General features: G+C 64.3%; 22 protein-coding genes. 13 read left to right on the top strand and 9 right to left on the bottom strand.

Annotated features, from left to right (window positions below; all coding sequences use genetic code 11):
* Positions 1-3 precede the first annotated feature (3 nt).
* The 5 genes from CGZ66_RS13445 (at position 4) to CGZ66_RS13425 (ending at position 5034) form a co-directional block, all read left to right on the top strand.
* Positions 4-315, top strand: coding sequence for a sarcosine oxidase subunit delta (locus CGZ66_RS13445; RefSeq protein ID WP_095084628.1), 312 nt, complete (start codon positions 4-6; stop codon positions 313-315).
* Positions 312-3305 carry a sarcosine oxidase subunit alpha gene (locus CGZ66_RS13440; RefSeq protein WP_095084627.1) on the top strand — a complete coding sequence of 998 codons (2994 nt, stop codon included), beginning with the start codon at positions 312-314 and terminating at the stop codon, positions 3303-3305. The genes CGZ66_RS13445 and CGZ66_RS13440 overlap by 4 nt, the downstream gene beginning before the upstream one ends.
* Complete coding sequence (locus CGZ66_RS13435) at positions 3298-3882, top strand: sarcosine oxidase subunit gamma (RefSeq protein ID WP_095084626.1); 585 nt, start codon at positions 3298-3300, stop codon at positions 3880-3882. Before CGZ66_RS13440 ends, CGZ66_RS13435 begins: the two co-directional genes overlap by 8 nt.
* A 59-nt stretch (positions 3883-3941) precedes the next feature.
* Entirely contained in the window at positions 3942-4172 is a 231-nt protein-coding gene (locus CGZ66_RS13430) for a hypothetical protein (protein WP_095084988.1), read from the top strand.
* Positions 4173-4248: 76 nt separating this feature from the next.
* Entirely contained in the window at positions 4249-5034 is a 786-nt protein-coding gene (locus CGZ66_RS13425) for a ThuA domain-containing protein (protein WP_095084625.1), read from the top strand.
* 133 nt (positions 5035-5167) lie between these two features.
* Here the strand turns inward: CGZ66_RS13425 and CGZ66_RS13420 are convergent, their stop codons facing one another.
* The 6 genes from CGZ66_RS13420 to CGZ66_RS13395 all read right to left on the bottom strand — a co-directional run bounded on the left by CGZ66_RS13420 (position 5168) and on the right by CGZ66_RS13395 (position 9514).
* Complete coding sequence (locus CGZ66_RS13420) at positions 5168-5416, bottom strand: DUF680 domain-containing protein (RefSeq protein WP_095084624.1); 249 nt, start codon at positions 5414-5416, stop codon at positions 5168-5170.
* Positions 5417-5632: 216 nt separating this feature from the next.
* Entirely contained in the window at positions 5633-6277 is a 645-nt protein-coding gene (locus CGZ66_RS13415) for a TetR/AcrR family transcriptional regulator (protein ID WP_095084623.1), read from the bottom strand.
* 92 nt (positions 6278-6369) lie between these two features.
* Entirely contained in the window at positions 6370-7146 is a 777-nt protein-coding gene (locus tag CGZ66_RS13410) for an SDR family NAD(P)-dependent oxidoreductase (protein ID WP_095084622.1), read from the bottom strand.
* Entirely contained in the window at positions 7146-8180 is a 1035-nt protein-coding gene (locus CGZ66_RS13405; RefSeq protein WP_095084621.1) for a phosphotransferase family protein, read from the bottom strand. The genes CGZ66_RS13410 and CGZ66_RS13405 overlap by 1 nt, the downstream gene beginning before the upstream one ends.
* Positions 8177-8662, bottom strand: coding sequence for a MaoC family dehydratase (locus tag CGZ66_RS13400; protein WP_378922604.1), 486 nt, complete (start codon positions 8660-8662; stop codon positions 8177-8179). Before CGZ66_RS13400 ends, CGZ66_RS13405 begins: the two co-directional genes overlap by 4 nt.
* 36 nt (positions 8663-8698) lie before the next feature.
* Positions 8699-9514: an SDR family oxidoreductase gene (locus tag CGZ66_RS13395; RefSeq protein ID WP_095084620.1), complete on the bottom strand. Its 816-nt coding sequence runs from the start codon at positions 9512-9514 to the stop codon at positions 8699-8701.
* A gap of 132 nt (positions 9515-9646) precedes the next feature.
* Here CGZ66_RS13395 and CGZ66_RS13390 point away from each other — a divergent pair, with 132 nt between their 5' ends.
* The 6 genes from CGZ66_RS13390 (at position 9647) to CGZ66_RS13365 (ending at position 15548) form a co-directional block, all read left to right on the top strand.
* Complete coding sequence (locus tag CGZ66_RS13390; RefSeq protein ID WP_095084619.1) at positions 9647-10888, top strand: acyl-CoA dehydrogenase family protein; 1242 nt, start codon at positions 9647-9649, stop codon at positions 10886-10888.
* A 54-nt stretch (positions 10889-10942) separates the two neighbouring features.
* Positions 10943-11980 (top strand): zinc-binding dehydrogenase, encoded by a 1038-nt coding sequence (locus tag CGZ66_RS13385; protein ID WP_095084618.1) that lies wholly within the window; start codon positions 10943-10945, stop codon positions 11978-11980.
* Between the two features lie 206 nt (positions 11981-12186).
* On the top strand, positions 12187-13350 hold the full coding sequence (locus CGZ66_RS13380) for a glycosyltransferase 87 family protein (protein WP_095084617.1): 1164 nt from the start codon (positions 12187-12189) through the stop codon (positions 13348-13350).
* Positions 13343-14332 (top strand): glycosyltransferase family 2 protein, encoded by a 990-nt coding sequence (locus CGZ66_RS13375; protein WP_095084616.1) that lies wholly within the window; start codon positions 13343-13345, stop codon positions 14330-14332. The genes CGZ66_RS13380 and CGZ66_RS13375 overlap by 8 nt, the downstream gene beginning before the upstream one ends.
* Positions 14329-15141: a ChbG/HpnK family deacetylase gene (locus CGZ66_RS13370; RefSeq protein ID WP_095084615.1), complete on the top strand. Its 813-nt coding sequence runs from the start codon at positions 14329-14331 to the stop codon at positions 15139-15141. The genes CGZ66_RS13375 and CGZ66_RS13370 overlap by 4 nt, the downstream gene beginning before the upstream one ends.
* Positions 15138-15548, top strand: a complete 411-nt coding sequence (locus tag CGZ66_RS13365; RefSeq protein ID WP_095084614.1) for a GtrA family protein — start codon at positions 15138-15140, stop codon at positions 15546-15548. Before CGZ66_RS13370 ends, CGZ66_RS13365 begins: the two co-directional genes overlap by 4 nt.
* Before the next feature lie 50 nt (positions 15549-15598).
* Here CGZ66_RS13365 and CGZ66_RS13360 read toward each other — a convergent pair whose 3' ends face one another.
* From CGZ66_RS13360 to CGZ66_RS13350, 3 genes are all read right to left on the bottom strand, one after another.
* The gene (locus CGZ66_RS13360) at positions 15599-18730 is read right to left on the bottom strand and encodes an efflux RND transporter permease subunit (RefSeq protein WP_095084613.1); all 3132 of its coding nucleotides are present in this window, start codon (positions 18728-18730) and stop codon (positions 15599-15601) included.
* Positions 18727-19890: an efflux RND transporter periplasmic adaptor subunit gene (locus CGZ66_RS13355; protein WP_095084612.1), complete on the bottom strand. Its 1164-nt coding sequence runs from the start codon at positions 19888-19890 to the stop codon at positions 18727-18729. The genes CGZ66_RS13360 and CGZ66_RS13355 overlap by 4 nt, the downstream gene beginning before the upstream one ends.
* 261 nt (positions 19891-20151) lie before the next feature.
* Positions 20152-20979, bottom strand: coding sequence for a MurR/RpiR family transcriptional regulator (locus tag CGZ66_RS13350; protein ID WP_095084611.1), 828 nt, complete (start codon positions 20977-20979; stop codon positions 20152-20154).
* Between the two features lie 237 nt (positions 20980-21216).
* Here CGZ66_RS13350 and CGZ66_RS13345 point away from each other — a divergent pair, with 237 nt between their 5' ends.
* Positions 21217-22035: an N-formylglutamate amidohydrolase gene (locus CGZ66_RS13345; RefSeq protein ID WP_095084610.1), complete on the top strand. Its 819-nt coding sequence runs from the start codon at positions 21217-21219 to the stop codon at positions 22033-22035.
* Between the two features lie 23 nt (positions 22036-22058).
* Complete coding sequence (locus CGZ66_RS13340) at positions 22059-23615, top strand: amino acid permease (protein ID WP_095084609.1); 1557 nt, start codon at positions 22059-22061, stop codon at positions 23613-23615.
* The last annotated feature ends 1 nt before the right edge of the window (position 23616 follow it).

Genomic DNA, 23616 nt, shown 5'->3' with positions numbered 1-23616 from the left:
CAAATGCTTCTCATCCGCTGCCCCTATTGCGAGGAAGAGCGCCCGGAACTCGAGTTCCGCAACGCCGGCGAGGCGCATATCGCGCGCTCGGCCAACATGGCTGGCGAGAGCGACGACGATTTCGAAAAGTTCTTCTTCATCCGCTCGAATCCCAAGGGCATCATCTATGAGCGCTGGCGGCACATGCATGGCTGCGCGCGCTTCTTCAATGCGGTGCGCGACACCGTCACCGACAAGTTCATCATGACCTACAGGGCCGGCGAACCGAAGCCGTCGAAGCTGCCCATAATCTCTAACGAAGTGGTTGCCAAATGAGCGGCGCGTTCCGCATTCCCGGTGCCGGTCGCCTCAAGCAGGCGAAGACCGCGCGGTTCAACTTCGATGGCCAGTCCTACACCGGTATCGAGGGCGATACGCTGGCCTCGGCGCTGCTTGCCAATGGCGTTCATCTCGTCGGCCGCTCATTCAAATATCACCGCCCGCGCGGCATCCTGTCGGCGGGCGCGGAAGAGCCCAACGCGCTGGTCGAGATCAAGCGTGACGCGGCGCGCAAGACGCCGAACGTGCGGGCCACCGTGCAGGAGCTCTATGACGGGCTTGAAGCACAGTCGCAGAACCGCTGGCCGTCGCTGTCCTTCGACGTCGGCGCGGTCAACGACATCGCGTCGCCGCTGTTTTCTGCCGGTTTCTACTACAAGACCTTCATGTGGCCGAAAGCGGCCTGGAAGAGCCTTTACGAGCCGAAGATCCGCGCCGCGGCCGGCCTTGGCATTTCCCCGGATAAACCTGATCCCGACCATTATTCGTCGCGCTATGCGCATTGCGACGTGCTGGTGCTGGGCGGCGGTGCCGCCGGCATCGCGGCAGCACTCGCCGCGGCCGAGACCGGCGTGCGCGTCATCCTCGCCGACGAGCAGGCAGAGTTCGGCGGCAGCCTGCGTTTCGAGACCGGTGCCGGGATCGATGGCCAGTACGGTTTTGCCTGGGCGCAGGCGGCGATTGCCAGGCTTCAAGGCATGGACAATGTCCGCGTGCTCCCGCGCACGACGGCCTTCGGCTACTACGCGCAGAATTTCGTCGGCCTAGTCGAGCGCGTCAGCGATCATCTCTCCGCCCCCGGCCACGACCTGCCGCGCGAGCGGCTGTGGCAGGTCAGGGCCAAGCGCGTGGTGCTGGCCTCCGGCGCCATCGAACGGCACATGGTGTTCGCCGACAATGATCGGCCGGGCATCATGCTGGCCGGTTCGGCGCGCACCTATCTCAACCACTATGGCGTCGCTGTCGGCAAGAATGTCGGCGTCTACACCGCCAATGATTCCGCCTATGCGGCGGCGATCGACCTTAAGAAGGCCGGCGTCAACGTGGCGGCGATCGTCGACCTGCGCGACCATCCAACCGGACCGGTGATCGACGAGGCGAGGGCGCTCGGCATCGAGGTCAATTTCGGCCGCGCGGTGATCCGCGCCGGCGGCAAATTGCGGGTGTCGTCGATGACCGTGCAGCCGAAGAATGGCGGCGGCGAACGCACCATCCCGGTCGATGCGATCCTGATGTCAGCCGGCTGGACGCCGTCGGTGCATCTGTTCTCGCAGTCGCGCGGCAAGGTCGCTTTCAACGACGAGACCAAGCGCTTCGTGCCGGGCACCTATGCGCAGGATTGCGTCTCGGTCGGCGCCTGCAACGGCACCGACGGGCTGTCGGCGACGATCGACGAGGCTTATGCGGCCGGCGAGAAGGCAGCGAAAGATGCCGCTGCTAAAACCGCCAAGAGCAACAAGCCGAAGGTCGACGCCTCGGAGAGCTGGTCGCGTGGCATGCTGGGGGCTGCCCCCGGCGCCGGGCCGGACACCACGGTCAAGGCCTTTGTCGATTTCCAGAACGACGTCACCGCCAAGGATATCCGCCAGGCGGTGCATGAGGGCATGCGCTCGATCGAGCACGTCAAGCGCTTCACCACCAACGGCATGGCGACCGACCAGGGCAAGACCTCCAACATGCACGGCCTGGCGATTGCCGCCGAGGTACTTGGCAAGCCAATCCCGGAAGTCGGCCTGACCACGTTCCGGGCGCCCTATACGCCTGTCACCTTCGGCGCGATCGTCAGCCACGCGCGCGGGCCGCTGTTCGACCCGACGCGCAAGACGGCGATCCATCCGTGGGGCGAGGCGCAAGGCGCCGTGTTCGAGGATGTCGGACAGTGGAAGCGCGCCTGGTATTTCCCCAAGGGGGGTGAAGACATGCACGCCGCGGTCGACCGCGAATGCGTCGCGGTGCGAAAGACGGCCGGCCTGTTCGATGCCTCGACGCTCGGCAAGATCGAAGTGGTCGGGCCGGATGCGGCCAAGTTCATGGAACTGCTGTACACCAATCCGTGGGAGAAGCTGGAGCCAGGCCGCTGCCGCTATGGCATCATGCTGCGCGAGGACGGCTTCATCTATGATGACGGCGTCGTCGGCAGGCTGGCGCCAGACCGCTTCCATGTGACGACGACGACCGGCGGCGCGCCGCGCGTCATGAACCACATGGAGGATTATCTCCAGACCGAGTTCCCGCAACTCAATGTCTGGCTGACCTCGATCACCGAGCAATGGGCGGTCATCGCCGTACAGGGACCGAAGTCGCGTGACATCATCGCGCCGCTGGTCGAAGGCATCGACATGTCCGACGAGGCGCTGCCGCACATGTCGGTGCGCGAAGGCAAGATCTGCGGCGTACCGACCCGGCTGTTCCGCATGTCGTTCACCGGCGAGCGTGGCTTCGAGGTCAACGTGCCGGCGGACTATGGCCAGGCCGTCTGGGAAGCGCTGTGGGCCGAGGGCCAGAAGCATGGTGCGGCGGCCTACGGCACCGAGGCGATGCACGTGCTGCGCGCCGAAAAAGGCTACATCATCGTCGGCCAGGATACCGACGGCACGGTGACGCCGAACGATGCCGCTCTCGACTGGGCCGTCGGCAAGAAGAAGGCCGATTTCGTCGGTATCCGCGGCATGGCGCGGCCGGATCTGGTCGCCAAGGGCCGCAAGCAACTGGTCGGCCTGAAGACCAAGGACCCCAAGGTGGTGCTGGAAGAGGGCGCTCAGATCGTCGAGGATCCAAAGCAGGCGATCCCGATGAAGATGATCGGCCACGTCACCTCGAGCTATTGGTCGGAAAATTGCGGCCGCTCGATTGCCCTTGCGCTGGTCGCCGGCGGCCGCGACCGCATGGGTGACACTCTCTACGTGCCGATGCCGAACGGGGTGATCGAAGTGGAGGTTTCCGGCATGGTGTTCTTCGACGAGACGGGAGGGCGCCTCAATGGCTAAAGCCGCAGCAAAGAAGACGACTTCGGTTGCATCGCCTTCGGTCGAGCGCCGTCCGGCGCTAGCTGGACGCAGCACCGCCGCGACTGGCGCCAAGGTCGAGGTGCTGCCGCCGGCCGAGCGCATCTCGCTGCGCGCGCCGGAGGCTTCGACTGCCGCCCTTTCCAAGGCGCTTGGCGTGACCTTGCCGAAAAAGTCGAAGACCTCGGCCACGAAGGCCGGCCGCACCGCTCTGTGGCTTGGTCCCGACGAATGGCTGGTCATCGATGAGGCCGGCAACGATCCGCTCGCCGACTGCGCGGCGGTTTCCGCCCTCCATTCGGCCGTCGGTATCTCGCATCGCAACATCGCGATCGGAGTGACGGGCGCCGGCGCGGCCGCGGCGATCAATTCTGGCTGCCCGCAGGATCTGTCGCTCGATGCCTTCCCGGTCGGAGCGGCTTCGCGCACGATTCTGGGCAAGGCCGAGATCGTGCTGTTGCGCACGGCGGCCGATGGCTTCCGGGTCGAGTGCTGGCGTTCCTTCTCGGACTATGTCTTTACTTTCCTGTCCGAGGGATCGCGGGACGCCGCGGTCTGAACTCGGAACGTTTTGCAGGGCACGCTCGTTCTGCATCCGCACGCCGAGGGAGAATGCCGATGCCGTCGAATTCCGCGCCGAAGTCGCCGGTCAAGAAGAGCCCTGCCGTTCGTTCGCTCGAACATGAGAAGAACGAAGGCTCAAGCGCCGAAGAAGAACTCGAGGAAGGCCTCGAGGACACCTTTCCGGCCAGCGATCCGGTGTCGATAACGGGAACGGCCATCCCCGGCGGTCCCGCGAAGCCGGGCAAGGCCAAGACTGTGGCCGGCCGCAAGAAGCGCACGAGGTAGTTTCCATCGGACCAGGCCGGATCGGGCCTTCTCAATCCCATCGGACATGCTATTTAAAGCGCTTTGGGAGAGAAAAATGCCGACAAAGGCCATCGTTTGGGGCGAGAACGTCCACGAGCAGACCAATGCCGCCGTGCGCGACCTCTATCCAAAGGGCATGCATGGCACGATTGCTGCGGCGCTCAACCAGGACAAGGGTATCGAGGCGACCACCGCCACCTTGCAGGAACCCGAGCACGGCTTGAGCGAACAGCGCCTGGCCACCACCGATGTCCTACTGTGGTGGGGCCACAGGTCGCATGGCGAGGTCAAGGACGAGATCGTCGAGCGGGTGCAGAAGCGGGTGTGGGAAGGCATGGGGCTGATCGTGCTCCATTCCGGCCACTACTCGAAGATATTCAAGCGGCTGATGGGCACGCCCTGTTCGCTGAAATGGCGCGAGGCGGGCGAGCGCGAGCGCGTCTGGGCGATCAACCGCAGCCACCCGATCGCGCAGGGCATCGGCGAGTGCCTGGAGATTGGCGAGACGGAGATGTATGGCGAGCCATTCGCGGTGCCGGAGCCGCTCGAGACGGTGTTCGTGTCCTGGTACGAGGGCGGCGAGGTGTTCCGGTCCGGGCTGACCTACCAGCGCGGTGCCGGCAGGATCTTCTATTTCTCGCCCGGCCACGAAACCTATCCGATCTATCACAATGAGGGCGTGCAACAGGTGTTGCGCAACGCCGTGCACTGGGCGCACAACCCGGCGCCGGCATGGTCCGGCATCACCAATGCGCCGAACGTGCCGACGGATGCCGCCAAGGAGAAGATCGTCCAGAAAGGGCTGCGCCTGCATGCCGACGGTGACAAGGGCCTGAGTTGATGGGCCAGGCCGGGCTACGCGTCAGCGTTCTACTGGGGCAGTCCGGTGCCGCCAACCGAGGCGGCGTCGTTTAGACCAAACTGCTCGCCAGGCCGGCTTTCAATTTGCGCCGGCCTCGGCGTTTGATTTTGTCTCAGAATGTGCTGGGCACGATCCACGGATTGATGCTGATGCCGAGCCGCGGGCCCTTGCCGTCAGCGGTGTTCTCCGTGGAACCCTTCTTCTCGACCGAGCCGGTGGGAGCGCAATCGAGCTTCACGTGGGTCCTGGTGTCGACGCAGGTCGCAGCAGGCGCCTGCTTGACCGGGTGGGTGGTGCTGCCGGCGAAGGCCGAGCCGGAAAGTGCCAGCACGGCGGCCAGGGTGAGGAGTGTCGTTTTCATCGTCAGTCTCCGTTTCGACCGTTGAATTCTTTCCGTACGTGTACGATACAGCGTACACATACGTCTGGCGATGCCGACGTTCAAGTCAGAAACGTACATGTACGAATGAATTTTATTGAACTTTTATTGAACGCCGAAAATCGCGGCGTTCTGGCGCAGCCGCGCACTCCAACCGGACGTTGGTCGTGGTTGTCAGAGCCTGTGAAGGACGCCCGCTCAGCACTTGACCGGCGTTTCGGTCAGCGGCGGCACGGTCTGCGTGCTCAGCGTGGCTAGCGTGAAATCGCACATCCGCTTCACGAAAGCCTGCGGGTCGCCGAACGGATAGAACGGAAAGGTGATCAGCAGCGAGATCGTGCCGTGGCCGACCGCCCACAGCATGGTGGCGATGGCGCGCGGGTCGCCCTGCAGCTTGCCGGCGGCGACACAGGCCTCGACCCTGCTGATCAGCGCGTTCATCGCCGGGTTGCTCTCTTCCATGCCCTCATAGCTCCTGCCTTCCGGCAGCTTGGTCTTCTCGGTCATGAACACGGTGCGATATTCGTTGGGATTGCCGAGCCCGAAGGCGGCATACTCGGTCATGACCGCCTGCAATGCCTCGATCGGATCGTCGGACGAATGCTCTTCGATGCGGCGGGCAAGCATCTCGAACGCATCCTCGGCCAGGGCGAACAGGATGTCCTGCTTGTCGGCGAAATAGGAATAGACCGACATCGGCGCGTAGCCGACCCGCTTGGCCAGTTTGCGGATGGTCAGGCCTTCATAACCTTCTTCCTGGACGAGCTTGTGCGCGGCCTCGACCAGTTCGGAGCGCAGTTCGGCCCTTTGTTTCTCGCGGCGTGTCTGGACGCTCGGCGGCAAGATCTCGTGCCTTTGGTTGGTTGGTACCTGGCTAAATTATATACGCTGTACGAAAACGGACAAGGGCGCGACAGGTTCCCAAACGGCATGCTTCAGATCGCACCGATGCCGCCGTCGACGGCCAGCGCATGGCCGGTCATGAAGGAGTTTGCCGGATCGGCGGCAAACAGGATGGCGGTGGTGATTTCGTCGACTTCCGCCACCCGCTTCATCGGCACGCCACGCGTCAGCTCCGCCAACGCCTCCGCTTCCGGCGCGCCGGAGACGCGCACGAAGCTGTCGACCATCGCCGTCCTCGTGTGGGCGGGGCAGATGGCGTTGATGCGCAGGCCCTTGGTGGCGTATTCGACCGCGGCCGAGCGGGTCAAGCCGATGACGCCGTGCTTGGCGGCGGCATAGACCGAGAGTTTCGGCGCGCCGGACAGGCCGGCGGCCGAAGCGATGTTGACGATGGCGCCGCCCTTGCCGGTCGCCTTGAACTGCCGCTCCATCTGCGGGATCTGATGCTTCATGGCATAGAAGACGCCGAGCAGATCGACCTCTAGCACGCGGCGGGCCTCATCCGAGGGGACCTGCGGCAAGCGCACGAAGCTCTGCACGATGCCGGCATTGTTGATGGCGACATCCAGCCGTCCGAACTTTTCGACCGCCAGCCTGACCAGGTCCTCGGACAGTTTTTCGTCGGCGATGTCGCCGGCAAGGGTCGCCGTTTCGGCCTGCAGCGTGGCCGCAAGGTCGGCCAGCGCCCTTTCGTCGATATCCGACAGCACCAGCCGCGCGCCTTCAGCGGCAAAGCCTTTCGCCGCACCCTGGCCAAGCCCGCCGGTCGCACCGATGATCAGCACGGTTGCTCCCGCAAAACGGCCCATCACGCCTCCTGGTCGGTCAGCTTTGCGGCGAGATGCGAAAGCAGTTTTACCGCCTCGCCATAGGTTCTGGCCTTGTCGGGATTGGAGGCGTTGCCGTCCAATGCCCGCTTGAAGACGCCCTGGCAGATCGCCGCCAGACGGAAGAAGGAGAAGGCCAGGAAGAAGGTCCAGTCACCGATGCCGTCCAGCCCGCGTCGCCGGCAGTAGGCGACGACATAGTCCTCTTCGGAGGGCAGGCCGAGCGCGCGACGGTCGATGCCGCCCAGGCCGCGAAAGCCCGAGGCGTGCGGCAGGCGCCATTGCATGCACTGATAGGCGATGTCGGCAAAGGGGTGCCCGAGCGTCGACAATTCCCAGTCGAGCACCGCCAGAACCGTCGGCCGGTCGGCGGCAAAAATCAGATTGTCCAGCCGGTAGTCGCCATGCACCAGCGAAACGCGGCCGTCATCGGCGGGCCTATGCGTCTCCAGCCAGGCAATCAGCCGGTCCATATCGGCGATGGTACCGGTTTCCGAGGCGCGATACTGGGCGGTCCAGCGGGCCAACTGGCGCTCGAAATAATTACCCGGCCGGCCGAAATCGTTGAGACCCGCGGCCCCGACATCGACATCGTGCAGCGCTGCGAGCGTTGCGTTCATGGCATCGTAGATGGCGGCGCGTTCGTCGTTGTCGCGGGCCTCAGGCAGCGCCGGATCCCAGAGGATGCGGCCGTCGAGGAAATCCATCACGTAGAACATACGGCCGATCGGCGAGTCCTCCGCCGACAGATGCAGCATCCTGGGCACCGGCACGGCGGTGCCGGCAAGCGCGCTCATCACGGTGAATTCGCGGTCGACCTGATGCGCCGATTTCAGCAGTTGCCCGGGCGGCTTGGCGCGCAACACGTAGCGGCCGCTTTGCGCGGTCAAAAGGTAAGTCGGGTTCGATTGGCCGGATTTGAATTTTTCGATGGAGGCAAGCCCGGTGAAGCCGGTGATGGTGGCCTCGAGATAGGGCGCCAGTGCTGCCTGGTCGAGAACGTTCGGATCGCTCATGCCGTCTCGGGCTGGCGTTCGATCAAGGTCAGCGTCAGCCAACGGGCGGTCAGCGCCGGTTTCTTGGAGCCTTCGATCTCGATCGTCACGTCATGCGCGGTCTGCACCCAGCCCGACGGCCTGACCTTGACGTCGGCCAGCACAAAACGGGTGCGGATGCGCGCGCCGGTCTTCACCGGCGCCAGGAAGCGCAGCGAATCGAAGCCGTGGTTGACGCCCATCTTGCCGTTTTCCAGCGGTGGCATGGTCTCGAAGGTCATCGCCGACAACAGCGACAGCGACAGGAAGCCATGCGCGATGGTGCCGCCGAACGGCGTCTCGCGCATGGCGCGCTCCGGATCGCAGTGGATGAACTGGTGATCGTCGGTGGCGTCGGCGAACTGGTCGATCATGCGTTGCGTGACCACCCGCCACGGCGACACGCCAACTTCCTTGCCGACACTGGCCAGAAGTACATCGAGACTGATCGGTTCCACGCGGATGTCCTCCAGTTCACCCCCGGCTCCGGCCGGAAAATGTCATTCCTTGAACAAGGTCAGCCCATGCTGCACTGACTGTCCGCCGTCGATCGGCAGGATGGCGCCGGTGACATAGCTGCCTGCACGGCTGCACAAATAGAGTGTTGCGCCGGCAATGTCATCCGGTGCGCCGATACGTCCGATCGGAACATGGTTGCCGACATGCCTGGCTTGCTCTTCCGTGCCGGTGGCAAAAGCCGTCATGCGGCTCTGGAAGGGGCCGGGGGCGAAGGCGTTGACGGTGATGCGGCGAGCGGCGAACTCGAGCGCGAGGGTGCGCGTCAGATGATGAACCGCGGCCTTCGACGCGGTGTAGGAATAGGCGTCGTCGGCGAGCGGCTGTGTGCCCATCACCGATCCAAGATTGATCACCCGCGCCGGATCGGCATCGCTGGCGGCGGCATCGAGCAGCGGCAGCAATTCGCGCGTCAGATGGAAGACCGCGGTGACATTGACGCCGAGCACTTTCGCCCAGGCGGAATAGGGAAAGCTCTCCAGCGGCGCGCCCCAGGATACACCGGCATTGTTGACCAGGATGTTCAGGTGGTCGGTCCGCGCCTTGACCTCGGCGACGAGTGCGGCAATGCCGGCTTCGCTGGACACATCGCCGGCGAAGCCTTCGGCCCGGCCAGGTGCGCCAAGCCCGTTCAGTTCACCGGCGACCTTGATGCAATCCTCGCCCTTGCGCGAGGCGATCATGACGCTCGCGCCTGCATTCACCAGCGCGGTTGCCGCCATGCGGCCGATGCCGGTCGCCGCTCCCGTCACCAGCGCGGTCTTGCCGGCCACCGAAAACAGCTCGTCCAGATAGCTCATCACAATCCTCCGCGCCCTACCTTGGTATGCGGGCCTCGGTGTGCAGGCAAAACAGTTCGCGTTGACAAGGCTATCCGAAGTACGGTCATCCTTGCCACGGGTAAAATGCCTGGCCTGCATGAAGGGTTAGCGATGACGGAGATGAATCTCGGCATGACCGAGCGGCTGAAGCCGATCCACGCGCGCGTCGCGGCCATGGTGCGCGACGAGATCATGCCGCTCGACAAGGAATTCCTCGGCGAAGTGGGCAAGCAAGGCGACCGCTGGGTCCATAGCGCGCGCCAGAGTGAAATCCTCGAAGGGCTGAAGAAGACCGCACGGGAGCGCGGCCTGTGGAACTTCTGGCTGACCGGCTCGGAGCGCGGCTACGGCCTGTCCACCGTCGAATACGCCTATCTTGCCGAGGAGATGGGCAAGGCGCATCTCGGCGCCGAGACCTTCAACTGCTCGGCGCCCGACACCGGCAACATGGAGGTGCTGGAACGGTATGGATCGGCCGACCACAAGAAGGCGTGGCTCGAGCCGCTGCTAGACGGCAAGATCCGCTCGGCCTACCTGATGACCGAGCCGGATGTCGCCTCGTCCGACGCCACCAACATTGCGATGCGCTGTGAGCGCCAGGGCGGCGACTATGTGCTCAACGGCGAGAAATGGTGGGCTTCCGGCGCCGGCGATCCGCGCTGCTCCATCTACATCGTCATGGTTAGGACCGGTGCCGACGAAGAGCCGAAACACAGGCGGCATTCGATGATCCTGGTGCCTTCCGACGCAAAGGGCGTGACCAAGGTCCGGGCCATGCAGGTCTATGGCGACGATGATGCGCCGCACGGCCACATGCATCTTCGCTTCGACAATGTGCGGGTGCCCGCATCGAACCTGATCCTTGGCGAGGGCAGGGGGTTCGAGATCGCGCAGGGGCGGCTCGGCCCCGGCCGAATCCATCACTGCATGCGCGCCATCGGCCAGGCCGAAATGGCGCTGGAGATGCTTTGCCAGCGTTCCGTGCACCGCGAGGCCTTCGGCCAGCCCTTGGCAAAACTCGGCGCCAATTTCGACATCATCGCCGAATGCCGCATGGAGATCGAGATGGCGCGGCTGCTCTGCCTGAAGGCGGCATGGATGATCGACCAGGGCGATGCGCGCGCCGCAGCACCCTGGATCAGCCAGATCAAGGTGATCGCGCCGCGCGTCGCGCTCAAAGTCACCGACGAGGCGGTGCAGATGTTCGGCGCGCAAGGCATCAGCCAGGACACGCCGCTGGCGCGCTCATGGACGCATCTGCGGACATTGCGCCTTGCCGATGGGCCTGATGCCGTGCATCGCCGCCAAGTGGCGCGGACCGAACTGAAGAAATACACGCAGGAAAAGGTCTGAGCGCCGGCATTCGTCACCCGGCGCCGCCGGCAGGTCCAAGCAAGGAGTGTTCCGATGACCGTCCCCTCCGAAATGAAGGCGCTGCTGCTTGTCGGCGACGGCTACACAAGGACACCTTCCGGCAGCGTGCTGGAGGCTATGGAGCCTTATCTCGAACCGGGCAGCATCGCGGTTCCGATGCCGGGGCCGACGCAGGTGCTGATCAAGGTCAGTCTCGCCTCGATCAATCCGTCCGATGTCGCCTTCATCAAGGGTCAGTATGGCCAGCCGCGCGCCAAGGGCCAACCGGCCGGCTTCGAGGGCGTCGGCACCGTCGTCGCCAGTGGCGATGAGCCCTATCCCAAGAGCCTCGTCGGCAAGCGCGTCGCTTTCGCCACAGGCGTCACCAACTGGGGCTCATGGGCCGAATATGCGGTGGCGGAAGCGGTGGTCTGCATCCCGCTGCTCGACACCGTCCGCGACGAGGATGGCGCGGCGATGATCGTCAACCCGCTCACCGCGCTCGCCATGTTCGACATCGTCAAAGAGGAGGGCGAAAAGGCCTTTGTCATGACCGCCGGCGCCAGCCAGCTCTGCAAGCTGATCATCGGCCTGGCCAGGGAAGCGGGTTTTCGACCCATCGTCACGGTGCGCCGCGACGATCAGATCGCGCCTCTGAAGGAGCTTGGCGCGGCGTACGTCCTCAACGAAAAGGCGCCGGATTTCAAGAAGGTGCTACACGAGGTGATGAAGGCCGAACAGCCGCGCATCTTCCTCGACGCGGTCACCGGGCCGCTTGCCTCTGCCATTTTCGACGTCATGCCGAAGCGCTCGCGTTGGATCATCTATGGGCGGCTCGATCCCGAAGCCACGATCATCCGTGAACCCGGCCAACTGATCTTCCAGCACAAGCACATAGAGGGTTTCTGGCTGAGCGAGTGGATGCGCCAGTTTCGCGACCGCCGCGGCCCGGCGATCCTGGAAGCGCAGAAACGGTTCTCCGATGGGCGCTGGTCGACCGATGTGACGGCGGTGGTGCCGCTCGCCGAGGCAATGGCGCGGGTGCCGGCGGAACTGGCCAAGCCCAACGGCAAGGTGTTCATCCGGCCTTAGCATGAAGGTGCTCGAAGCTCGAACACGAAGCCTCCAGACGCTCTCGACGCCAAAAATGGCGATGTCCGGCTGCCGCCGGTGCCGTCGGGGCACCATCCACTCTTTCAGCCCTCTATGCCGCGCCGCTTTGTCCGTGATATGCCGCCGCCATCGAATGCCTGACAGCGCCGGCAAGGGCCTGTTCCGGGGTGGTGTGGAGTGACTTGATGACGATTGCCAAGCCGGTTTTCGACCGTTTGGGACTTAGCATGTGGATCGGAGCGTTCCTGATCGTTCTTGTCATGGTCCTGTGGTCGCCGGACACGCATTCGGTGCTGGGGGCCTACAAATTTGGCAGCGAGGAATTTCTGGCCGGCCGGCCGCTCTACAATCTTGGCTCCCAGATGGGGTATCTCTACGCGCCGGCTTTTGCCGCGCTCTATGTTCCGCTGTTGAAGCTGGGCGCGCATCTGGGCGGCCTGGTGTGGCATGTCCTCGGCTTCGCGGTGCTGACCTTTGCCGCAATGCGGCAGGTTCGCAAGCTCGGCGGTCAGCAACTGACCTGGCTGCTTTCATTCGGTCTCTTCCTCGCTCTGCCGCTGGCGCTTGGCGCGATCCGCAACGGACAATCGACAATACTGCTGACCGGCGCCTGCTGGCTCCTTACGCTTTCGGCGCTTGAAGGTCGGCGCGCCGAGACCTTCTTCTGGGCTTCGCTGGCCGTCATCGCCAAGCCGACCGCTATCATCATGCTGCTATTGGCAGGAGGGCTGCGCCCCCGGCTGATCCCGGTGCTGGTGCTGGCGGTGCTGTTCGTGCTCGCCATACCTTATGCTTTCGCGCCAGCCAGTTATCTGAACGGCCAGTATCTTGATTTCGCCCGCATGCTGACCTCGATGGCGGTCGACAAGACCAGCCGCTTTGTTGCCTCCGATTTCACCGCGCCTTTTGCTGCGGCGGGGATGCCCATCGCGGAATCCGGCGCCACGGCGGTGCGCTTCGTGGTCGGCCTGTTGACGCTCTCGACCGTGCTCTGGTTCGATCGCAAGCTCGAGCGGGGGACGGCCGGGCTGGCGATCTTCCTGACAGCCACTTTCTACATGTGTGTCTTCAATCCGCGCGTCGAGCCCAACACCTATGCGATGATCGCCGTGCCCGCCGGGCTCGCCGTCGCCCTGTTGTGGCGCGAGGAACGAGGCGGCGTCTTCGCCTCGGTGCTGTCAACGGCGCTGTTCGCGACCGGGCTGAGCGGCGTCGAGCAACATGTGCATGCTTTCCTTTACCCCTGGTTCCGGCCGATCGCGATTGCTTTCATCGCCTGTTCCCTGATCTGGTGGTTCTGGGCCAAGGCGGGAGAAAAGGTGGTGAATGCGGGGGTCGCAAATGGCTGAGTCGCGGCCGGTACTCGATATCGTCGCGCCGTTCCTCAACGAGGCGCCGTCGGCATTGGCCTTCGCCGAGTTGCTTGCCGCGCTGGAGGCAGCGGTGGCAGAGCGCTTCGGCATGGACGTGCACAAGATCCTGGTCGACGACGGCAGCCGCGACGATGGCGCCAAACGGTTTTCGCAGGTGCTGACGGGGTCATGGGAGATCGTCCGCCTCAGCCGCAATTTCGGCAAGGAAGTCGCCGTGCTCGCCGGCCTCGACCAGTCGCGCGGCGACATGGTGCTGATCATGGACGCCGACCTCCAGCATTCGATGGACATCAGCCTGAAGCTGATCGCCGAGTTGGTGGAGCATCCCGACATCGATGTCGTCTACGCGCAGAACGACAGGCGTGAGGCCAGTTGGCGACGCAGTCAGCTGGCGCGGCTTTTCTACAGCCTGATCAACAGCAGCCAGCGTTTCGACATTCCCGAAAATGCCGGCGACTTTCGCGTCATGCGCGGTGCCGTGGCGCGTGCGCTGACCAGCCTGCGTGACAAACGACGCTTCAACAAGGGCCTGTTTGCCTGGGCCGGCTTCCGCCAGAAGGCGTTGCCCTATTCGCCGGAGAACCGCGCCAGCGGCACGTCGAAATGGAGCCGGCTCAACCTGATCGCCTTCTCGTTGGAAGGTTTCACCTCCTTTTCCGTCATTCCGCTGCGCTTGATCAGCCTCAGCGGGCTGCTTGCCGCATTTGCCGGCGCGGTCTACGGCGCCAAGGTGTTCTTCGAGGTGATCTTCTACGGCATTGCCGTTCCCGGCTATCCCAGCCTGCTGGTCGCCGTCGTCCTGCTCGGCGGCCTCAACCTGACCCTTCTCGGGCTGATTGGCGAATATGTCTGGGTCACGCTCAGCGAAAGCAAGGATCGGCCGGTCTATATCGTGCGCGATGTCGTACGCAGCGACGTCGCTCCCGACAGGTTGGCACCGGGCGCTCGCGAGGCATGAAGCGGCGCATCCGCCTGATCGCCGACGACTACGGCCTGGCGCCAGGCGTTTCCGCCGCGATCCTCGACCTGCTCGATCGTGGGCGCCTGACCGGTACCAGCTGCATGACCGGCTTTGCGCAATGGGCGCAGGAGGCTGAGCGCATAAAGCCCCTGTGTGGCCGTGTCGCGGTCGGGCTGCATCTTACCTTGACCGACCAGCCTGCCGTCACCGGCCGGTCGAGCCTGGCGCCGGAAGGCCGGCTGCCACCACTCCGCTCGCTGGCGTTGCCTGTTCTGCGCGGCCGCATCGACGACCTCGATGTCCATGCCGAACTCGACGCCCAGTACAGCCGCTTCGTCGAAGCACTCGGGCGCCGCCCCGATTTCGTCGACGGGCATCAGCATGTGCATTTTCTTCCCGTCGTGCGCACATGGCTGCGCGCGCGTCTGCACGACGAAGCCGACAGGCCGGCGCTGCGCGGCGCGCCGGCACTGGCCGGCACGGCGCCGAAAGTCGCCGCGATCGCAGCGCTCGCCGCCGGGTTCAACCGGTCCATGCTGCATGCCGGCTTCACCGTCTTCGAACCGCTCGCCGGCATCTATGACTGGCGGCGGCCCGAAAAGTTCGCATCCGTGCTGCAGGCCGCCGTCGAGGCATTGCCGGAACGGGGGCTGTTCATGTGCCACCCCGGCCATGTCGACGAGACGTTGCGCGCGCGTGACCCGATGCAAAGCGTGCGCGAGGTCGAATTCGCGGTCCTGGCATCGGACGATTTCGGCGCCAGCCTGGCCCGCGCCGGTGTCGCAATCATGGACGGCAAGGGATGAGCGGCGCCGACCAGCCCCGGCGTTCGACCGGCAATAAGATCGTCCGCTTTGCCATCGTCGGACTTGCCAACACGGCCATCGACCTTGCCAGCTTCTACCTGCTGCTCAAGCTGCAGATGCCGCCGGTGCCCGCCAACATCGTTGCCTGGTTCATCGCCGTCAGCTTTTCGTTCGTGGCGAACGGCTTCTGGGCGTTCGAGCGCAATCAAGCCATCCGGCTGCGTGACGCCTTCCTTCGTTTCGCCTCGCTCGGGGCGCTGATTTCGCTCGGTGTCTCCAGCCTTTCGATCGCGCTGTTTGCCGCTACCGTCGGAGTTTGGCCGGCAAAGATCGGCGGCGTCGTGGTGGCGGCGGTGCTGAATTTCCTCGCCGCGCGCTGGTCGATCGAAGGCCGGTTCTTGAGATAGGCACTGCCTATTCACGGGCGGAAAACCGCGACACACTTTCTTGGACTTCTCTATTCGGCCGGCTCAACCTTGCTATAGGCGGCTTCCTCGAGCTCGCGCTTCAGCCGCGCTTCCTCATGGGTCTTCGGCGTGACGAAGCGACCCAGCAAGAGATAGGCGACCGGCGTCAGGAACAGCGTCGAGACGGTGGCAAGGCCCAGTCCGCCGACGATGACCCAGCCGAGCGCCACGCGCGCCTCGGCACCGGCGCCGCTCGCCAGCACCAGCGGCAGGCCACCGAGCACGGTGCAGATCATCGTCATCATCACCGGCCGCACGCGGATGATCGAGGCCTGCTCGATCGCTTCGCGCACGCCAAGCCCGCGATCGCGCAGCTGGTTGGCGAATTCGACGATCAGGATGCCGTTCTTGGCCATGACGCCGACCAGCAGCACCAGGCCAATCTGGCTGTAGGCGTTGAGGCTGGTGCCCGAGAGCAGCAGCGCGAAGATGGCACAAGCTAGCCCGAGCGGCACCGTCGCCATGATGATGACGGCGCTGACGAAGCTTTCGAACTGGGCGGCCAGCACCAGCAGGATGATGACGAGCGCGAAGCCGAAGATGGTCACCATGCCGCTGTTGGTCTCGCCCAGCGTTGCCGCCTCGGCCAGCGGCAGGATGCGGCTGCCCGCCGGTAGCAACGGTGTGGCGATTTCCTCGGCGCGGGTCAGCGCATCGCCGAGCGCGAAGTCGCCGTTGAGGTTGGAGGTGATGGCCACCGACGGCTGCTGCTGCTCGCGCAATAGTGACGGCGGCACCGCACGCTCGGTCAGCGTGGCAATGGTCGACATCGGCACGAAGCGGCCGTCTGATGTCTTCAGGAAGATGTTCTCCAGGTCGGTCGGGTCGTTGATCGGGTTGGTGGTCGAGACCAGCTTCACGCCGTAGCTGCGATCGGCGATGTAGACGTCGACGACGTCGTTGCCGTCGAGCATGGCCTGCAAGGTGTTGGCCATCCCGGTGATGTCGATGCCGAGGTCGGAGGCGCGCTCGCGGTCGATGGCCACGGCCAGTTGCGGCTGCGTCGGATCGATCGACAGGCGCGGTGTCTGGAAGCGTGGGTCCTTCTGCATCTCGGCGATGATCTTGACCGCCGCGTCGCCGAGCGCCTTGCGGTTATTACCGACCAGCGCGAACTGCAGGCCGTTGCCGGCACCGCGAATGCCGAGGCTGTTGGGCTGCACCGGGAAAATGCGCACGCTCGGCACCTGCCTTGTCAGCTGGCTGATCTCGGCCATGATCTCTTGCTGGCTGCGGCTGCGCTCGTTCCATGGCGCCAGCGTCATCACCATGAAGCCTGAGTTGTAGGAGCCGTTCTGGCCGGCGTTCTCGAACGTGCTGCGGATCTCGCCGGACTCGCGCATCGGCTGGATCAGCCTCTCGATCTTCTGCATCTGCTGCGTCGTGTAGTCGAGGCTGACACCTTGCGGGGCGCTGATGCGCAACAGCACGGCGGCGCGGTCCTCGGTCGGCGTCAGTTCCTGGCGGATAGTGCCGAACAGCGCGAAGGCGGTGCCGGCAAACAGCACCGCGACCAGAAGCACGATCCATGGCGCGTCGAGGCAAGCGTGCAGGGCGCGCTTGTAGGCTGAATTCAGCGCGCCGCCGATGCGGGCGCCGATGCCGTGGCCGCCTTCATGGTGGAGCGAGGCGCTCGATAGCATGCGCGAGGCGAGCATCGGGCACAGCGTCAGCGCCACCACGCAGGACAAAAGCACCGACATGGCGAGCACGAAGCCGAATTCGCGGAACAGGCCGCCGGTCTGGCCCGGCAGGAACGAGATCGGCACGAAGACGGCGACAAGCGTCAGCGTCGTAGCAATGACGGCGAAGAACACTTCCTGAGCGCCAAGCACGGCTGCGGCGCGCGGGCCCATGCCTTCATTGCGTCGTCGCACGATGTTTTCGAGCACGACGATCGCGTCGTCGACGACCAGTCCCGTCGCCAGCACCAAAGCGAGCAGGGTCAGGATGTTGACCGAGAAGCCGGCCAGATAGATGGCGGCGATGGTGCCGATCATGGCGACCGGCATCGACAGTCCCGGGATCAGCGTTGCGCGCCAGTCAAGCAGAAACACATAGATGACGATCAGCACCATGGTCACGGACAGGCCGAGTGCGATCTCTACCTCGTGCACCGCGCCGTTGACGAAAACCGCGTCGTCGCTGGTGATCTTGATCGACATGCCCTTGGGCAGGTTCTCCTGCAACTTGGCGACGGCGGCCTGAACGCCGGTCGAGATGTCCAGCGTGTTCGATTCCGCCTGGCGGATGATGCCGATGCCGATGCCGGTCTTGCCGTCCGAACGCAGCGTCGTCTGGCCGACATCGGGGCCGAGCGTGACGGTGGCGACGTCGCGGATGCGCGTCGTGCCGCCGATGATGATGTTTTCGAATTCCTCGGGCGTGGTCACGTCCGCCGTCGTGCGGACGATCAGATCCTGGTCTGTCGTGGTGATCGAACCGGCCGGTGAATCGAAGGCGACGGAGGCAAGTGCTGCCCTGAGGTCGGCGACGGTGAAGCCGAGGCTGGCGAGCTTGTTCTGGTCGACGTCGATGCGGAAGATCTTGTCGCGATAGCCATAGATCTGGACGTCGGCAACGCCGGGCACGGCGGCCAGTTCGTCCTCGATCTGGTCCTGGACCACCACCGTCATGTCCTGGATCGACATGTCGTCCGAAGTCACCGCCAGTCGCATCACCGGATCGGAATTGGCGTCGGCCTTGACGATGCGCGGTGGATCGGCCGTGTCCGGCATCAGGTTGGCGACACGACCGACGGCATCGCGCACGTCCGAGGCGGCGACGTTGAGGTCGACGCCGTCGTTGAACTCGATGGTGACGCGGCTCGAACCGAAGGAGGAAGACGACGAGATCGACTTGACGCCGGAGACGCGGGCGACAGCGCCCTCGATGGTGTCGGTCAGTTCACGGTCGACGGTTTCGGCCGCGGCGCCTTCGAAGGCGGTCGAGACCGTGACGACCGCGCGGTCGACGTCAGGCAGTTCGCGGATCTCGACGCCATAGAAGGCAGCCAGGCCGGCGACTGCGATCAGTGTGTTCAGCACGAAGGCCATCACCGGCCTGCGGATGAACAGGGCGGTAAAGACGGTGTCGCTGGCAGCGTTGACGGGGCTGGTCATGAGCCTTGAGCGGCGTCCGCGGCGCGCTGCTCTTCGCCGGCCAGGCGCACGGCGCCGCCCTCGCTGACACTCTGGGTGCCTTCGGTCACCACCATGTCGCCGCTGTCGATCTCCGCGTCGATCAGCACGGTCTCGCTGTTGCGCTGGATGATGCGCACCGGGACCCGCCTGGCCTTGCCGTCCTCGACCTGCCAGACATAGGCGCCGTCCGAGCCCCAGAGGATCGCCAGCGGGCTGACGGCCGGATAGGTCTCGCCGGCGAACTTCATGATGATGCCGAACGACATGCCGGCGCGCAGCGAATCGGCCGGGTTGGCAATCTTGGCCTTGACCAGAAGGGTGCGGCTCTTTTCGTCGACGTGGTTGTCGATGGCCGAAACCGTGCCGGTGTAGGCTTTGCTGGGATTGGCGATTGGCGTCGCCGTCAATTGCGCGCCGACCTTGACGGCGGCGGCGAAACGTTCGGGCACGAGGAAATCGACAAGGATACTGGAGCGGTCGTCGAGCGTGGCGATCGCCGACTGGTTGGTCACATAATTGCCGGCGGCGATCGGCAGGATGCCGACAGTGCCGGCGATCGGTGCGATGATGGAGCGGCGCTGCAGGGCAAGTTCGGCATCGCGAAGTACCAGGTTGGCGACCGCCAGCACCACTTCGGCATCGGCGACGGCGACCGGTGTCGCTGCGTTGGAAGCCCGCAGCGACTTCACCCGGTCGAGCTTGTTCTGCGAGTCCTGTAAGACGAGCTTGGCACGATCCTGCGCGATCACCTCGGTCTCGGAATCGAGGGTGGCAATGATCTGTCCCTTGTCGACGTGGCTGCCAGATTCGACCAGCAGTTCGGCAAGGCGGCCGGAACTGTATGGATTGACGGTCACCGAGGCATTGGCACGGCCGGTGCCGATCGCCTGCAGGCGGTCGTTGATAACAGCCGTAGTGGCGGCCAGGGCGACCACGTTCACCCGCCGGTTGCCGCCATTGCCGCCGTTTGCCTGCTTGGCGTTGGGGGCCCCGGTTTCAGCCGGGGGCGTTGCCGCATAAACCCAGTCTATCCCCCAGCGTGCCAGCACGTCGGGTGCGCCCGGAAAAAAGCGCAGCCAAGCGGCTGCCGCCACGACCAGCACCACAAGCGCGAAAAGTATCTGTTTCCAGGCGGCCATCGGCACTCCGGTTGGGCAAAACGATCCTTCCGTCTAAAGCGCGTCGCGTCGAAACGGATTCATGTGACGCGCTTTAGGTCTTTTGTTTATGCATGTCGTTATCTCAAAACCGGGGCCACTTTTGAGCGACATGCATTGGCGATTTCCCGAAAGGAAGCAGACGCAGCGAGGCTATTCTAAGGCAAGAAGACGCCCCGATATCGCGCCTTTATGACAACTCGCCAGTGTCTGCGCACATTAAATCTGTGTAACGTTGACGGTCTAACGCAGACCTTCCATCTCGCGGATGCGCTTGGCGCCTTCTGCTTCCAGCTGCCTTGTGACGGCTCCGATTAGTGTTTCGGCGACGACGAAGAGGGCTGCCGAAGAGTCCCATGCCGACGGCACCGCGGTTCGTCCGGCAATGACGTGGCGGGCAAAGCGGGCGATCGGCGACAGCCACTGGTCGGTGAACAGCACGATCTGAACGCCGCGCTGGTGTGCTTTCTCGGCGAAGCGGAGGAGGCTGTCCTGGTAGCGCCTGATGTCGAAAATCACCAGCACGTCGCGCTTGCCCATGTCGATCAGCCGGTCGCGCCACATGCTTTCCTGGCCGGCGAGGTGAAAGACCTCGGGCTGGATGATGGCGAGGTGGGCGGCCATGTAACGCGCCAGCGGATCGGTGAAGCGGCCGCCGATCAGGAAGGTCTTGCCGCGTCGGTCGGCAAGGCGGGCGGCGATGTCGGCAAGCTGCTTGTCGGACAGGTGCCTGAACGTCTCGCGCATATTGTCGAGCGTCGCTTCCAGCATCGGTGACGCGGTGCCGCCGCCGGGCGAGGGCGGGTTGAGCGTCCTTATCGCCGGCGATTGCAGTTGCGCCGCCAGTTCGTCCTGCAGGCTCGACTGGAATTCAGGGTAATTCTGGAAGCCGAGCCGGGCAACGAAGCGCAGGATCGTCGGCGACGAGACGCCGGCCGCGGCCGAGAATTCAGCAACCGTCTTGAGGCCGATCATCGGATAGCTGGCGATCAGGGTGTGGGCTGCGCGCCTTTCACTGGCCGGCATCGTGCCGACGCGGTCGGCGATCAGTTCGGCAATGCTGGAAATCATGTTTCCCCCCGCCCCGGAGCGGAATGGCTAAACCCATCCGGCTCCGTCTGTTTGTCTTGGCCGCATTTTTGCGACGCCAGGTGATTCCACCTGGCTGCAAAATGACTTGGCCCTGTCCACTGTCTTTTCCGAAATCGCATTTGACAAAACCGGGTAAACTGTATGAAATCATCCATAGGGACGCAATGAGACAAAATACGTAACATACGATACAGCGCTCCCCGGGGACGGCAGACTATGGAGCAAGCACGGCCCGCCAGCCTTGCATCGTCTGATACCGTGAGGGTGACCAACCCCGGCGGATCAAGCCCTTTCGTGCTGACCTGCGATCACGCCTCGAATTTCCTGCCAGCCGAATTCGGCACGCTCGGGCTCGCCGCCGAGGATCTGTCCCGCCACATCGCCTGGGATCCAGGCGCGTTGCCGGTTGCCCGCCGCATGGCCGAGGCGCTCGACGCGACGCTGGTCGAAACCCGCATTTCGCGCCTCGTCATCGACTGCAACCGTCCGCTTGATGCGCCCGATCTGGTGCCGCCTGTCAGCGAGACGACGGCAATACCCGGCAATGCCGGCCTGTCGGACAAGCAGCGCGCGGCCCGTGTAGCGCTGTCGTGGCAGCCGTTTCATGCCGCCATCGAGGAGATTGTCGACGGCAGGCTGGTGCGCGGGCAGGAAACCCGCCTGGTTTCCGTGCATTCCTTCACGCCGGTCTACAAGGGCCGCAACCGGCCCTGGCATATCGGCATCATCCATGACGAGGACCGCCGGCTGGCGTCGCCTTTGATTGGCGCGCTGAAGCGGCTTGCCGGCGTCACCGTCGGCGTCAACGAGCCCTATTCGCCGGCCGACCGCGTCTATTTCACGCTGGAGCGCCACGCACGTTCGCGCGGCCTGCCGTGCGCGATGATCGAAATCCGCAACGACGAAATCGCCGGCGAGACCGGGCAGCGGAAATGGGCGGATCTGCTAACGGGCATTTTTTCGGATCTGGAGCCAGAGGAGGCCGGACACACCAGATCGCATTCAGTCGGAAAGTCAGTTCAATCGGCCAGCTAAGAACCAACAACAGGGGACTTCCAATGGCAGCACCGGGTTACACTGAAGTTGACAAGGCGGAGGACGTAAAGGCCCTCCACAGCATGGGTTACGCCCAGGAACTGGAGCGGCGCCTCAGCCGCTTCTCAAACTTCGCCGTTTCCTTCTCCATCATCTGCATTCTGTCGGGCGGCATCAATTCGCTGGCGCAAGGCACCTCCGGCGCCGGCGGCATCGGCATCGGCATCGGCTGGCTGGTCGGCTGCTTCGTCTCGCTGACGTTCGCGGTCGCCATGTCGCAGATCAGCTCTGCCTACCCGACGGCCGGCGGCCTCTATCACTGGGGTTCGATCCTCGGCAACCGCGGCACCGGCTGGGTCACGGCCTGGCTCAACCTGCTCGGCCTGATCACCGTGCTCGGCGCCATCAATGTCGGCACTTGGACGTTCTTCGTCGGCGCCTTCGGACCGGCACTCGGCATCGAGGGCACGCTGACCAACCAGATGATCTTCCTGGTCATCATCACCGGCGCCCAGGCGCTGATCAACCATCTCGGTATCAAGCTGACAGCGAAGCTGACCGACTTTTCGGGCTATCTGATCTTCTTTGGCGCGATCCTGATCGCCGTGGTCTGCCTGATCTCCGCCGAAACCTGGGATTTCAGCCGTCTCTTCACCTTCCACAACTACTCCGGCGACGCCGGCGGCGGTGTCTGGCCGGCGGTGTCGAATGCCTGGGTGTTCGCGCTTGGCCTCTTGCTGCCGATCTATACGATCACCGGCTACGATGCTTCGGCACATACGTCAGAGGAAACCATCAAGGCAGCCTCCTCGGTGCCGCGCGCCATGGTCATGTCGGTCATCTGGTCGGCTTTGTTCGGTTATCTTTTCCTCGCCGCCTTCGTGCTGATGATCCCGAACATGGACGATGCCGCCAAGCAGGGTTGGAACGTATTCTTCTGGGCCTTCGATCAGCGCGTCAGCCCTGGTGTCAAGGAATTCGTCTACCTCGTCGTGTTCCTGGCGCAGCTTTTGTGCGGCCTCGCCACAGTCACTTCGGCGTCGCGCATGATCTTCGCCTTCTCGCGTGACGGCGGCTTGCCGGGTTCATCGGCACTCGCCAAGGTCAGCCCGACCTATCGCACGCCGGTGGCGGCGATCTGGACGGCGTCGATCCTGTCGGTGCTGTTCGTCTGGGGGTCGACGCTGGTTTCGGTTGCCGGCACCTCGGCCTACACCATCGTCGTGTCCTGCACCGTCATCTTCCTGTTCCTGTCCTTCATTGTTCCGATCGTGCTCGGCATGCTGGCTTGGGGAACGCCGAAGTGGGATAAGATGGGTCCGTGGAACATGGGCCGCGGGGTATTCATGCTGTTCGGCTTCCTGTCGATCGTGTCGATGATCCTGATCTTCATCATCGGCATCCAGCCGCCGAACGACTGGGCGCTCTACATCACCGTCGGCTTCTTCATCCTGACGGCGATCGTCTGGTTCGGCTTCGAGAAGCGCCGCTTCCAGGGGCCGCCGCTCGGCGACATCATCGCGGCGCGCCAGGCAGCCATCAAGGCGGCGGAACAGGCCGTCGGCGAAACCGGCCACTGAC

Origin of the sequence: Mesorhizobium sophorae, from assembly GCF_002270415.1 — a bacterium.
Taxonomy (GTDB): Bacteria; Pseudomonadota; Alphaproteobacteria; order Rhizobiales; family Rhizobiaceae; genus Mesorhizobium; species Mesorhizobium sophorae.
The sequence above is the reverse complement of the archived record's forward strand: the minus strand, read 5'-3'. Positions and strand labels throughout refer to the sequence as shown.